Source organism: Rhodoferax sp. (genome assembly GCF_039922535.1).
Lineage (GTDB): Bacteria > Pseudomonadota > Gammaproteobacteria > Burkholderiales > Burkholderiaceae_C > Rhodoferax_B.
This window is the reverse complement of record NZ_JBDTEM010000419.1, coordinates 1-12,282: the sequence shown is the minus strand read 5'-3', so window position 1 is coordinate 12,282 and position 12,282 is coordinate 1. Positions and strand designations below refer to the sequence as shown.

Genomic DNA, 12,282 nt, shown 5'->3' with positions numbered 1-12,282 from the left:
GGTTTTGGATACCACAGTGCTGGCGCAACGGCCCACAGCCAGGCTCTCGTAGTCGTACGGCCCCATCTGGCGCAGTAGCAGCATGTGGTCAGGGCCGCTCAGGCGCATGGCGGTCAGACCGCCGCTGTTGTCCACCACCTGGGCGAACAGGTCTTGCACCGCGGCGGTCAGTGCGGCCAGCAGGCTGTCGCGGGTGGAGCGTTTGCACACCAGCAGCCATTCGTCGGGGGACACCCACAGCACGACACCGGCAGCGGTGGACAGCACGGTCATTGGCTGGGTCGGCAGGGCCTGGCCCAGCACACCGGCCACGGCCTGCATGAAGGCCTCGTCATCGGCTTTGCCGCGCAGCACGATGTAGCCCATGTTGCCCAGTTCACTCAGCACCACCCGGTTCTGGGCGGTGGGGGTGGCCACGCGGGCGGGTAAGTCAAAGGCGTGCAGGGGGGATTCCAGCATCGCGTTCAAATCTTTAGACATTTTGACGGTCACCTTTCACATCGACAAACACGCTGCCGCCTACCTTCACCGGGGTCACCTTGCCGTGGGCATGCACGTACAGGGTTTGCTCCTTGCGTTGCAGGCCACCGGCCACCACCGCCATGGCGATGGAACGGCCCAAAAAGGCGCTGTGGTAGCTGGAAGTCACGTGGCCCAGCATCTTGTTGCTGGTGCCTACCGTGGCGCTTTCCATGATTTGCGCGCCTTCGATCAGCACGGCAGCCGGGTCGTCGGTCAGCAGACCGACGAGTTGCTTGCGGCCTTCACGGGCCGTGTCGCTACGGGCCAGCGAGCGTTTTCCCAGGAAGCTGAACGGCTTCTTCATGCCCACGGCCCAGGCCATGTCCAGGTCCATCGGGCTCATGGAACCGTCGGTGTCCTGGCCGACGATGATGAAGCCCTTCTCCGCTCGCAGTACGTGCATGGTTTCCGTGCCGTAGGGCGTGATGTCGAACTCGGCACCGGCGGCCATCACAGCCTCCCACAGGGCGTGGCCGTAGCCGGACTCCACGTTCAACTCATAAGACACTTCACCCGAGAAGCTGATGCGGAACACCCGTGTCGGCAGGCCTTGCACTGTGCCTGCGCGCCAGTCCATGAACTTGAAGTTCTCGGGCGACAGGTCGATGTCGGGGCACAGCTTGGCCAGCACGGCGCGCGCCTTGGGGCCGACCAGGGCCACGGTGGACCAGTGGTCGGTCACCGAGGTCATCCATACCTTGAGTTCGGGCCATTCGGTCTGGTGCCAGCGCTCCAGCCAGTTCAGCACACGGGCTGCGCCGCCGGTGGTGGTGGTCATGTAGAACTGCGTGGGGTGGATGCAGGCGGTCACGCCGTCGTCCATCACCATGCCGTTTTCGTCCAGCATCAGGCCGTAGCGGCACTTGCCCACAGCCAACTGGGTCCAGGCGTTGGCGTAGATGCGGTTCAAGAATTCGCGGGCATCCGGGCCGTCGATCTGGATTTTGCCCAGGGTGGATGCGTCCATCACCGCCACGCCGTTGCGGGCGGCCAGGCATTCGCGGTTCACGGCGGCGTGCAGGTCTTCACCGGGCTTGGCAAAGTACCAGGGCCGCTGCCATTGGCCTACCGGCTCCAGCGCCGCGTTGCGTGCCACGTGGGAGGCGTGGATAGCGCTGTAGCGGTTCGGGTCAAACAGCTCTTCGGTCATGGTGCCCGCCAACGCACCTAGGCTCACCGGGGTGTAGGCGGGGCGGTAGGTGGTGGTGCCGACCTGGTTTACCGGGCGCTTCAGGGCGCGGGCGGTGATGACGAAGCCATTCACGTTGGATAGCTTGCCCTGGTCGGTGCCGAAGCCCAGTGCGGTGTAGCGCTTGACGTGCTCGATGGAGTGGTAGTTCTCGCGCACCGCCAGCTCGATGTCGGCGGCGCTGACGTCGTTTTGGTAGTCCACAAAAGCCTTGGCCCCTGCGCCTTCTTGCTTGCCGTCGGGCAGGCGGAACATGGGGCGGGCTGGCAGGCGCTTAGGCTGGATGCAGGCGGGTGTTTGCAGCGATTCGCGTTTGCCGCAGCTTGCCAAAACCTCTTGCATGGCATGGGTGGTTTGCGCCAGCGCGTCGGACAGCTCGAACGCGCCGGTTACCGAACCCACGCAAGCCACACCTTTGCGGCCCGTGCGTGGCACTACAAAAGCGGCCACGGCTTCATCCCAGGTGGGGCGGCTGCCGTCGTGGCAGAACAAATGTACGGTGGGCGACAAGCCGCCCGAGCTCAACACCACGTCGCAGGCGATGTGTGTGCCGGTACCTGCCACTTCGTCTTTCACCGCATGCAGGGGCACTAGGCGTACGCCCTTGACTTCGCTGCCGCCGGTGACTTCGGCGATGCCGTGGCCCGCCATGACGGTGTAGCTGCTGTTGCGGGCGACCGCGCCGTGGCGCACATCGGCCACGGTGACGGTGGCACCGGCTTTGGCCAGCACTTCGGCGCAGTCATGGACCAGGTCGCTGGTGCCGCAGATGACGATGCGTTGGCCCACGCGCACGCCGTAGCGCACCAGAAAGGTTTGGCCCGCCGACACGGTCATCACACCGGGCAGGTCGTTGTTGCCAAATACCAGGGGGCGTTCGATGGCACCGGTGGCCAGCACCACGTGGTGGGCGCGGATCTTGTGCATGCGGTGGCGTGGCAGATGGGCCTGGCGCTGGGCCGGGGCAATGTGGTCTTGCACCAGCTCCACGGCTTGCACCAGGTTTTGCTCGTACATGCCGAATGCGGTGGTGCGGGGCAGCACGGTCACATGCGGCATATCGGCCAGAGCGGCTTGCACCGAGCGGATGTAGGCATCGCTGCTACGGCCATCAATCTGCGCACTGGGGTCGGACAGCAACCAGCCGCCCAATTCGTTTTGCTCGTCTACCAGCAGGGTCTTGAGCCCGGCGCGACCGGCTTGCAGCGCGGCCAGCAGGCCACAGGCACCGCCACCCACCACCAGCACATCGACGTGGTGGTGCAGGTGGTCGTACTTTTCGGGATCGGGTTCGGTCGGCGCATCGCCAAAACCGGCGAACTTGCGTATCACGGTTTCGTACAGCGGCCACAGCTTTTGCGGCCATTTGAAGGTCTTGCTGTAGAAACCTGCAGGCATGAAGCGCGAGCCCTGGCCCAGCACCGACTTCAAATCAAAGTCCAGCGATGGCCAGCCCGAGGTAGAACGGGCGCTCAGGCCGTCGTACATCTCGGCCTGGGTGGCTTTGACGTTCGGTGTGGTGAGTGCGCCTACGCCCATTTGCACCAGCGAATTGGGTTCTTCCGCACCCGCGCCGATGATGCCGCGTGGACGGCCATATTTGAAGCTGCGGGCCATGCGGCGCACGCCGTGGGCCAGCAGGGCCGATGCCAGCGTGTCGCCGGGATGGCCGGTGAATTCGCGGCCATCAAAGGTGAACTTGACCGTGCGCGTGGTGTCGATGCGCGCGGTGGTTTGGGGTACGCGGGTGCCAGTCATTGGGAAACCTCCGTGCGGTGCACTGCGGTGCGAGCTTGCTTGAAGCGGTTCTGCGCGGCGCTCATTCCGATTTCTCCTTGGCCAAGTCGGCCAGAAACAGTGCTTTGCCTTCGGCCAGCGTCCAGCTGCCGGCAATTTCGTAGGTGGCGGTGTTGCGCTTCACGGCAAACACCTTGCGGCAGGCGGCCGTGTGCTGCCATTGCTCCCAAAACCAGCCTTTGGTGTTGCGGCGCATGAAAACGTAGTCGCCCCAGGTGGCATCGTCCACTTCTTCGGGCTTGGCAGGGCGGGGGATATAGGCTTCACCGGCGTTGCTGAACTCTTCTTCGTCCCGCAATTCGCCGCAATGGGGGCAGTGCAATAAAAACATGGTCGTTTCGCTCAGTGGGCGACGCCAGCGGCGCCGTGTTCGTCGATCAAATGGCCGGTATGGAAGCGGTCTACCGAGAAGGCTTTGGACAGCGGGCCGGCTTCGCCCTTGGCCAGCATGTCGGCAAACACATGGCCGGACCCCGGCGTGGCCTTGAAACCGCCGGTGCCCCAACCGCAGTTGAAAAACAGGCCTTGCACAGCGGTCTTGGAGATGATGGGGCAGGCATCTGGGGTCACGTCCACAATGCCGCCCCACTGGCGGTTCATGCGCACACGCGAGAATTGGGGGAACAGCTCGATGATGGCGGCGGCGGTGTGTTCGATCACGTGCGGGCTGCCGCGCTGGCCGTAGCCCAGGTAGCTGTCGATACCGGCACCAATCACCAGTTCGCCCTTGTCGGACTGGCTGAGATAGCCGTGTACCGCGTTGGACATGATCACGGTGTCGATCACGCGCTGCATGGATTCGGACACAAAGGCCTGCAGCGGGTGGCTTTCCAGCGGCATGCGCAGCCCGGCCATCTTGGCCAGCACCGACGAGTGGCCTGCGGCTACGCAACCTACGCGCTCGGTCTTGATGGCGCCCAGGTTGGTTTGCAGGCCGCGAATCTGGCCGTTTTGGATGTCCATGCCGGTGACTTCGCAGCCCTCGATCAGGTCCACGCCCAGGCGGCTGGCGGCGCGGGCAAAGCCCCGGGCCACGGCATCGTGGTGGGCCACACCCGCACGGGGCTGCCAACTGGCACCCAGCACCGGGAAGCGGCGGCTGCGGCTGCAGTCGAGCTGGGGGATTTTTTCTTTGACTTCTTGCGCGTTGAGCACATGGGCATCCACGCCTTGTAGGGCATTGGCGTTAACCCGGCGTTCGATGTCGCGCATGTCTTGCAGGGTGTGGCCCAGGTTGAACACGCCGCGCTGGCTGAACATCACGTTGAAGTTCAGGTCTTCGGTCAGGCCTTCCCACAATTTGAGCGAATGCTCGTAAATGGCGGCGGACTCGTCCCACAGGTAGTTGGAGCGCACGATGGTGGTGTTGCGCGCCGTGTTACCGCCGCCCAGGTAGCCTTTTTCCAGCACCGCGATCTTGCCCACCTCGGGGTGGTTTTTGGCGAGGTAGTAGGCCGTGGCCAGGCCATGCCCGCCACCGCCGACGATGACCACGTCGTAGGAAGGTTTCAAGGCCACCCGTTCCCAGGCGGGTTCCCAGGTTTGGTGGTTTTTAAAGCCGTGCTTGAGCAGGCTCCAGAGGGAGTAGTTTTGGCCGCGCATGTGGTTCTCGTGGGGGGTCCAATGAATCTAAGTGCATTGTTGGATGTCACCCGTGTGTCACCTTGCGCCTTGCAGACAAACACTTGTCCAAATTCGACATTCGATCAAATACCGTCGAATTTGTCTCTTTACATCCCCGGTCAATCTGTGCTCTTAGACCCCTTAAAATTGCCGGATGACCACCGACACTGCCTCCATGAACCTGACGCATCACTTTTTGATTGCGATGCCCGGTCTGGAGGACGAAGCCTTCGCCAAAAGCGTGGTCTATCTGTGTGAACACAGCCCGCGCGGTGCCATGGGCCTGGTGATCAACAAACCCAGCGACATCAGCCTGAAAAGCCTGTTTGACAAGGTCGAGCTGCCGCTGCGCCGCGCCGACCTGAGTGAAAGCCCGGTGTTCCGGGGCGGTCCGGTGCAAACCGAGCGCGGTTTTGTGCTGCACGAGGCCTTTATCAGCAGCGATATCGACCCTACGGAATCCGTTTACGCCTCCACCATGGCCATCCCCGGCGGACTGGAGATGACCACCTCTAAAGACGTGCTGGAAGCCCTTTCCACCGGCGCTGGGCCCCGCCGGGTGCTGGTGTCCCTGGGTTATTCGGCCTGGGGCGAGGGCCAGCTGGAAGCCGAACTGGGCGAAAACAGCTGGCTGACGGTAGAGGCCGACCTGGGGGTGATTTTCGACACTCCGGTTGCCGAGCGCTACGACCAGGCCTTGCTGCTGCTGGGCCTGCAATCGTGGATGCTCTCGCCCGAAGCGGGCCACGCATGACGGACCCAGTTGCCGTCCCCGTAAATCTGCAATCCTTCCTGGCCTTTGACTATGGCCAAAAACGCACGGGCGTGGCGGTGGGCAACCGCTTGACCCGCACCGCCACGCCGCAGGGCACCATCAAAGCCGAAGGCGATGCCCGGTTTGTCCCGATTACTGCCTGCGTCAAGGAATGGCAGCCTGATGCCATCGTCATCGGCGTACCGTTCCACCCTGACGGCGCAGCCCACGACAACACCCGCCGTGCGCAAAAGTTTGCCCGCCAGTTGCGCGGTCGCTTCAATCTGCCGGTTTTCGAGGTAGATGAGCGCTATAGCACTACAGAAGCGCTAGAGATGGGCGCAAAAGATGCCGATGCCGCAGCGGCCTGCATCATCCTGGAACAATTTTTGAGGAGTATCCCGTGAGCACATTGAACGACGCAGGGCCGCCCCAAGGCGGGAAGGTCCCCACGGGGGGCAGCGTAGTACGCGAAGCGACAAGCGTGGGGGCACTTTTTCTGAACGCCGAGGCGTTGTACTTGGAATTATTAAAAGGCGTCAAAAGCATGTTGCATGCCGACACCCGTCTGGTCGGCATCACCTCTGGCGGGGCCTGGCTGGCCGAGCGCCTGCAGGCCGACCTGCAACTGCCCGGCAAACCCGGCGTGATCTCCTCGGCCATGCACCGCGACGACTTCTCGCAGCGCGGCATGGTCTCGGGCAGCGGCGGGCAAACCGCGCTGGACTTCGACGTGAACGGGGCTGAAATCATCCTGCTGGACGACGTGCTCTACACCGGCCGCACCATCCGCGCCGTGGTCAACGAATTGTTCGACTTCGGCCGCCCGTCTGCCGTCAAACTGGCGGTGCTGGTCGACCGGAGCGGGCGCCAGTTGCCGATCCAGCCCGACTTTGCCGCCGCCCGCGTGGCCCTGCCCGCCAGCCAGAAGCTGGAATTGGCACGCAGTCCAACCGGGGCCTTCAGTTTCAACGTAGAAGGCTAACCACATGCTCTACAAACGCAACAACCCCCAACTCAATAAGCACGGCGAGCTGGTCCACCTGCTGTCTACTGAGGGCCTGCCCAAAGACATCCTGACGCAAATTCTGGACACCGCCGCCAACTTCGTCAGCGTGAACGACCGCGAGGTCAAAAAAGTGCCACTGCTGCGCGGCAAAAGCGTGTTCAACTTATTCTTCGAGAACTCCACCCGCACCCGCACCACCTTCGACATCGCGGCCAAGCGCCTGAGCGCCGACGTGATCAACCTCGACATCGCCCGCTCCAGCGCCGCCAAGGGCGAATCGCTGCTGGACACCATTGCCAACCTGAGCGCCATGGCGGCCGACATCTTTGTGGTGCGGCACAGCGAATCCGGTGCGCCCTATTTGATTGCCCAGCACGTCGCGCCCCACGTCCATGTGGTGAACGCCGGTGACGGCCGTCACGCACACCCCACGCAGGGCCTGCTGGACATGTACACCATCCGGCACTACAAAAAAGACTTCAGCAACCTCACCGTGGCCATCGTGGGCGATGTGCTGCACTCGCGCGTGGCCCGCTCCGACATCCATGCACTGACCACGCTGGGCTGCGCCGAAGTGCGTGTGGTCGGCCCCAAAACCCTGGTGCCTGCCGACATGGCGCAGATGGGCGTGCGCGTCTGCCACACGTTGGAAGAGGGCATCAAAGACTGCGACGTAGTCATCATGCTGCGCCTGCAAAACGAGCGCATGAGCGGCGCGCTGCTGCCATCCAGTCAGGAGTATTTCCGCAGCTTTGGCCTGACCCCCGAGAAACTCGCCCTGGCCAAGTCCGATGCCATCGTGATGCACCCCGGCCCCATCAACCGTGGCGTGGAGATCGACTCCGCCGTGGTGGACGGCAAGCAGGCCGTGATCCTGCCGCAGGTGACCTTCGGCATCGCCGTGCGCATGGCCGTCATGGGCATCGTCGCCGGGAATGAGGCTTGACCGTGTTTGCTATTCAATTCATAGCTGCTGGCGCAGGAACTACCTGCGCCAGAGCCCTATTTGGTTCAAAAATATGAAAACCCTGATCCAGCACGGTCGCATCATCGACCCCGCCAGTGGCCTGGACACCACCGGCCCCATCGCCATCGCCACCGGCCGCATCATCGCCATCGGCCGCGACGTGCCCGACTTCACGCCCGACCGCGTGGTCGATGCCAGCGGCTGCATCGTGCTGCCCGGCCTGGTGGATCTGTGCGCCCGCCTGCGTGAGCCCGGCTACGAGCACGAAGGCATGATGGAATCCGAAATGGCGGCCGCCGCTGCCGGTGGCGTGACCAGCCTGGTCTGCCCGCCCGACACCGACCCCGTGCTGGACGAGCCCGGCCTGGTGCAAATGCTGAAATTCCGCGCCAAAAAGAACCACCAGGCGCGCCTGTTTCCGCTGGGCGCGCTCACCCGGGGCCTGCAAGGCGAGGTGCTGACCGAGATGGTCGAACTCACCGGCGCAGGCTGCATCGGCTTCGGCCAGGCCGAGGTGCCCTTGGGCAACACCCAGGTGCTGCAACGCGCGCTGCAATATGCCGCCACGTTTGACTACCCGGTCTGGCTACGCCCGCAAGAGCTGCACCTGGGCAAAGGCGTGGCCGCCAGCGGCCCGTTGGCCACCCGCATGGGCCTGGGCGGCGTGCCGGTGGCCGCCGAAACCATTGCGCTGCACACCATTTTCGAGCTGCTGAAAACCACCGGTGCCCGCGTCCACCTGTGCCGCATCAGCAGTGCAGCGGGCATCGCCCTGGTACGCCAGGCCAAAAAAGACGGCCTGCGCGTCACCTGCGATGTCAGCATCAATTCGCTGCACCTCACCGACATCGACATCGGCTACTTCGACAGCCGCGCCCGCCTGACCCCGCCGCTGCGCCAGCAACGCGACCGCGATGCCCTGCGCGCGGGATTGGCCGACGGCACCATCGACGCGTTGGTGTCCGACCACACGCCGGTCGAGGCCGATGCCAAAGCCCTGCCGTTTGCCGAAGCCGAGCCCGGTGCGACCGGCCTGGAGCTGCTGCTCAGCATGGCCTTGAAGTGGAGCGAAGACGATAAGGTGCCCCTGCACCGCGCCCTGGCCACCGTGACCAGCGCCCCTGCCGCCGTACTGGGCACCAGCCTGGGCACTTTGCAGGCCAGCGTGGGCCAATTGGTGGTCGGCGGTGTGGCCGATGTTTGCGTCTACGACCCCGCCGCCCGCTGGACGGTCGCGGCCGACACCTTGCGTAGCCAGGGCAAACACACCCCGTTTTCAGGCTACGAGCTGCCCGGCCGGGTGCGCTGCGCTGTGGTGGCCGGGCACGTTGCGTTCGAGGCCGTTGCGGTTTAACTATCAAATAGATAGCTGCTTGCGCAGGTGCTGTCTGCGCTAGCGGCCTATTTCTTATACATTTTTATGCGTCTCTTTCGCGTCCTGGCCAAAATGCTGCACCTGGTGTGGCACATCGCCGTCGGCTGTTGGACCATCCGCCGCCACTTTCCCCAGATGAACGATGCAGAGCGCGGCCAGCGGGTGCAGGCCTGGTCGCTGCAGGTGCTGCAGGTGTTCGGCATCACGCTGCGGGTGCAGGGCACGCCGCCTCCGGCCCAAGGCCCCTTGCTGCTGGTGGCCAACCACATCTCGTGGCTGGACATTGCCGTCATCCACGCGGCGGGCTACTGCCGGTTTGTGTCGAAATCAGATGTCAAACACTGGCCCGTCGTCGGCACCCTGGCCACCGGCGCGGGCACGCTCTATATCGAGCGCGAGTCCCGCCGCGACGCGATGCGCGTGGTCCACCACATGACCGAGCGCCTGCGGGCAGGTGACGTGCTGGCCGTGTTCCCCGAAGGCACCACCGGTGACGGCCGCGCCATACTGCCTTTCCACGCCAACCTGTTGCAAGCCGCGATCTCGGCCAATGTGCCGGTGCTGCCGCTGGCCTTGCGTTTTGTGGACGTACGCACGGGGGCTTTGCACTTTGCGCCCAGTTTTGTGGGCGATGAAACGCTGCTGGGCTCGCTGTGGCGCACGCTGGGGGCCACCACGCTGGGGGCGGAAGTGCACTTTGGCACCCCCGAACGCCCCGCCGGCCGCGACCGCCGCACCTGGGCGCAGGATCTGCAGCAAACGGTAGAGCAACTACGGCAGTTGTGAGTCCACCGGGGCCGCTTTTTCAAGCCTTCAGACCGCGTTGGCTCTTGAAAACGCCGCGCAGGATGAAGGTCTTGGCCAGACTCAGGTTGGTGACGTCCAGCTTCCACGCTTCCCACAGAAATAGCTTGGCTTTGGTCAGATCTTGGAGCTTCTCCACATAGTGGTAACCAATACTGAATACCGTCTGTGCCAAGCGGGAGCGGTTTTGCGGGTTTTTATTCCAGGGAGCGCGGTCCACATACGCCAGCTGGATATCCATGGTTTCTTTGTCCACCGAAAACCGGTTATTGGCACCCGATAAGGTGTCGGGTGAATCGTAAAACAACCCTAAAGGCTCGGCAATATGAATGAATGGATGCGTCTGTGCAATACGCAGCCAAAACTCATAATCTGCGGCCACCCGGTATTTCTCGCTAAAAACGCCATGCTCCGCATGTACGCTTCTGCGCCACATCGGCTGCGAGCCCGTCAAGCAGCCCAGAATCAGGGTTTCGTGCGAGAAATCAGGCAATTTGAAACGCCGTGTGTTGCGGGCGGCACAGGCTTCAAAAGTTTCGTTTTCAATCGTACTGGTCAGTTGGTCGTGGTAGGCCAACACACATTCGGGCGCGGCCTCCAGTTGTTTTACCAGTTTCTCAAAAGAACTGGGATGGTGGCGGTCGTCCGTATTGGCATTGGTCAAATACTTGCCTTTGGCCATCGCGATAGCGCGGTTCCAGGCGGTGTAAAGCCCTTCTCGCTGGTCGGTGCGCAGGTACACAATATTGCCGTAGCGGCTTTGAAATGCTTTGACAATATCGCCTTCCTTTTCAGGAGAGCAACTGTCTATGACGATTATTTCCAGTTGGTCCGCAATAGTCTGGCGTTCCAGATCTTCAAGGCAATGCTGCATAAATCGTTCGGAATTGTAAGTAGACACAATAGCCGAGACCAGAATTTCTTTGCCCATCAACGGTTCCTTGAGGAGGGTATTTATTGTGACAACTAAGCTATTCAGGCGATTCTGAGACAGCAAGCCAACAGCTCTTTCCACGCGCCTACATTGGCAGGCCGTTTTTTAATCCATTGTAGGGCGTTACTTAAAGCCATTCCAAACCGTTTTTTGTCACGGTAAAAATAGCAATTGTCTTGCATGACCAGATCAAAACGTTGCAGTAATAGGTTTTTGTGCGCCATACCCTGCGGATCTTTTAGAAGTAGTTCTACCATTGCATCTTCATACAGTAACTTCGGTGCATCGCCATGGGTCAAACTACCTGAATGGATGCGGTAAAAGGCAATATCGGCATCCAGCATCCACAGGTCGTGTTGAAAGGCACATTGAAACCACAGGTGATAATCTTCGGCTCGGCGTAGTTTTTCGTTAAACATACCCTTGCTGATGACCAACTCGCGTTTGATAAGCACGGTCATGATACCAATCATGCAGCTCTTGGAAAATTCCGCAACCGGTTTGTGCAGGCGCTTTATCTGGGCAGGCGGGGGATTTGGGGGAATATCTGCCATAAGATTTTTGGCAGTTTCAAAGAACAGATGCCCAGATGCATCGGTTTTTGGTTTTAAGAGTTTAAATTTCGCTCCAATCCATTCAATGCCGGATGTTTTTAAAATGTGTTGCCAGCGGATAATAAGCGATTGGGGTGTCAATATGTCGTCTGAATCAAGAAACCCAATCCAACCACCTTTGGAATTTAAAATGCCCGTATTGCGGGAGCCGGCCGCGCCTTTTGTTCTTTGATTTTTGAGTACGGTGACGCGTGGATCCGCATTTGAGAATGCGCTTAAAATTTCAAGCGTTAGTGGATCGGTGCTGTGGTCGTCTACTACAATTAATTCAAAATCGGGCAGTGCGCAATCTGCGCTGGATTGCTGCTCAAGTACCGATTGAATAGCTTCGTTGAGGTATTCCCCTGTATTGAATACAGGCATAATAATGGAAATTATTGAGGAGGCCGATTTTTGCATTTTTCAGAAGTGTTGGGCAATCAATTGATTTCAAAAAATGTATCCAGGTGTATCTGATGGCTGTAAAAATTGCATCGACTTTTGATGGTGCCTAGGTTATGATATTTTATCTAAGATTTTATCTCCAGAAATAAAAAATTTACATGGAATTACTAAAAGGTAAAACAGCATTGATTTGCGGTGTGGCTGGGCAGGATGGCGGGTATCTGGCCCAGTTTCTACTGGCCAAGGGCTATACCGTTTGGGGAACCTCCCGCGATGTACAAGGTGCCAGTTTTCGCAACCTGGTTTCATT

The 12,282-nt window shown here is 61.0% G+C and carries 13 protein-coding genes; 7 read left to right on the top strand and 6 right to left on the bottom strand.

The annotated features are described in order from the left end of the window. The 4 genes from ABI213_RS20055 to ABI213_RS20040 all read right to left on the bottom strand — a co-directional run. A partial coding sequence (locus tag ABI213_RS20055; RefSeq protein ID WP_348028397.1) for a sarcosine oxidase subunit gamma family protein occupies positions 1-480 on the bottom strand: 480 nt, incomplete at its 3' end. Then, positions 473-3,469, bottom strand: coding sequence for a sarcosine oxidase subunit alpha family protein (locus ABI213_RS20050; RefSeq protein ID WP_348004998.1), 2,997 nt, complete (start codon positions 3,467-3,469; stop codon positions 473-475). The genes ABI213_RS20050 and ABI213_RS20055, both read right to left, overlap by 8 nt. Positions 3,470-3,530: 61 nt before the next feature. Continuing rightward, on the bottom strand, positions 3,531-3,839 hold the full coding sequence (locus ABI213_RS20045; RefSeq protein ID WP_348004999.1) for a sarcosine oxidase subunit delta: 309 nt from the start codon (positions 3,837-3,839) through the stop codon (positions 3,531-3,533). A gap of 11 nt (positions 3,840-3,850) precedes the next feature. Continuing rightward, positions 3,851-5,110 carry a sarcosine oxidase subunit beta family protein gene (locus tag ABI213_RS20040; protein WP_315246838.1) on the bottom strand — a complete coding sequence of 420 codons (1,260 nt, stop codon included), beginning with the start codon at positions 5,108-5,110 and terminating at the stop codon, positions 3,851-3,853. Between the two features lie 175 nt (positions 5,111-5,285). Between ABI213_RS20040 and ABI213_RS20035 the strand changes: the two genes are divergently transcribed. The 6 genes from ABI213_RS20035 (at position 5,286) to ABI213_RS20010 (ending at position 10,022) form a co-directional block, all read left to right on the top strand. Further along, on the top strand, positions 5,286-5,885 hold the full coding sequence (locus ABI213_RS20035) for a YqgE/AlgH family protein (protein WP_348028395.1): 600 nt from the start codon (positions 5,286-5,288) through the stop codon (positions 5,883-5,885). Further along, the gene (gene ruvX / locus ABI213_RS20030) at positions 5,882-6,292 is read left to right on the top strand and encodes a Holliday junction resolvase RuvX (protein WP_348005001.1); all 411 of its coding nucleotides are present in this window, start codon (positions 5,882-5,884) and stop codon (positions 6,290-6,292) included. Before ABI213_RS20035 ends, ruvX begins: the two co-directional genes overlap by 4 nt. A 77-nt stretch (positions 6,293-6,369) precedes the next feature. Further along, positions 6,370-6,870, top strand: a complete 501-nt coding sequence (pyrR, locus tag ABI213_RS20025) for a bifunctional pyr operon transcriptional regulator/uracil phosphoribosyltransferase PyrR (RefSeq protein ID WP_348005012.1) — start codon at positions 6,370-6,372, stop codon at positions 6,868-6,870. Between the two features lie 4 nt (positions 6,871-6,874). Further along, positions 6,875-7,840, top strand: a complete 966-nt coding sequence (locus ABI213_RS20020) for an aspartate carbamoyltransferase catalytic subunit (protein WP_348005002.1) — start codon at positions 6,875-6,877, stop codon at positions 7,838-7,840. Positions 7,841-7,913: 73 nt separating this feature from the next. Further along, entirely contained in the window at positions 7,914-9,215 is a 1,302-nt protein-coding gene (locus tag ABI213_RS20015; RefSeq protein WP_348028393.1) for a dihydroorotase, read from the top strand. 66 nt (positions 9,216-9,281) lie between these two features. Beyond that, positions 9,282-10,022 (top strand): lysophospholipid acyltransferase family protein, encoded by a 741-nt coding sequence (locus tag ABI213_RS20010; protein ID WP_348028391.1) that lies wholly within the window; start codon positions 9,282-9,284, stop codon positions 10,020-10,022. A 19-nt stretch (positions 10,023-10,041) separates the two neighbouring features. On the opposite strand, the gene ABI213_RS20005 is transcribed toward ABI213_RS20010, so the two are convergent. Then, positions 10,042-10,971: a glycosyltransferase gene (locus tag ABI213_RS20005; RefSeq protein ID WP_348005005.1), complete on the bottom strand. Its 930-nt coding sequence runs from the start codon at positions 10,969-10,971 to the stop codon at positions 10,042-10,044. 44 nt (positions 10,972-11,015) lie between these two features. Further along, the gene (locus tag ABI213_RS20000) at positions 11,016-11,987 is read right to left on the bottom strand and encodes a glycosyltransferase family A protein (protein WP_348005006.1); all 972 of its coding nucleotides are present in this window, start codon (positions 11,985-11,987) and stop codon (positions 11,016-11,018) included. Between the two features lie 143 nt (positions 11,988-12,130). On the opposite strand from ABI213_RS20000, the gene ABI213_RS19995 reads away from it, so the two are divergent. Beyond that, the coding region (locus ABI213_RS19995) for a GDP-mannose 4,6-dehydratase (RefSeq protein ID WP_348028399.1) at positions 12,131-12,282 on the top strand (152 nt) is incomplete at its 3' end.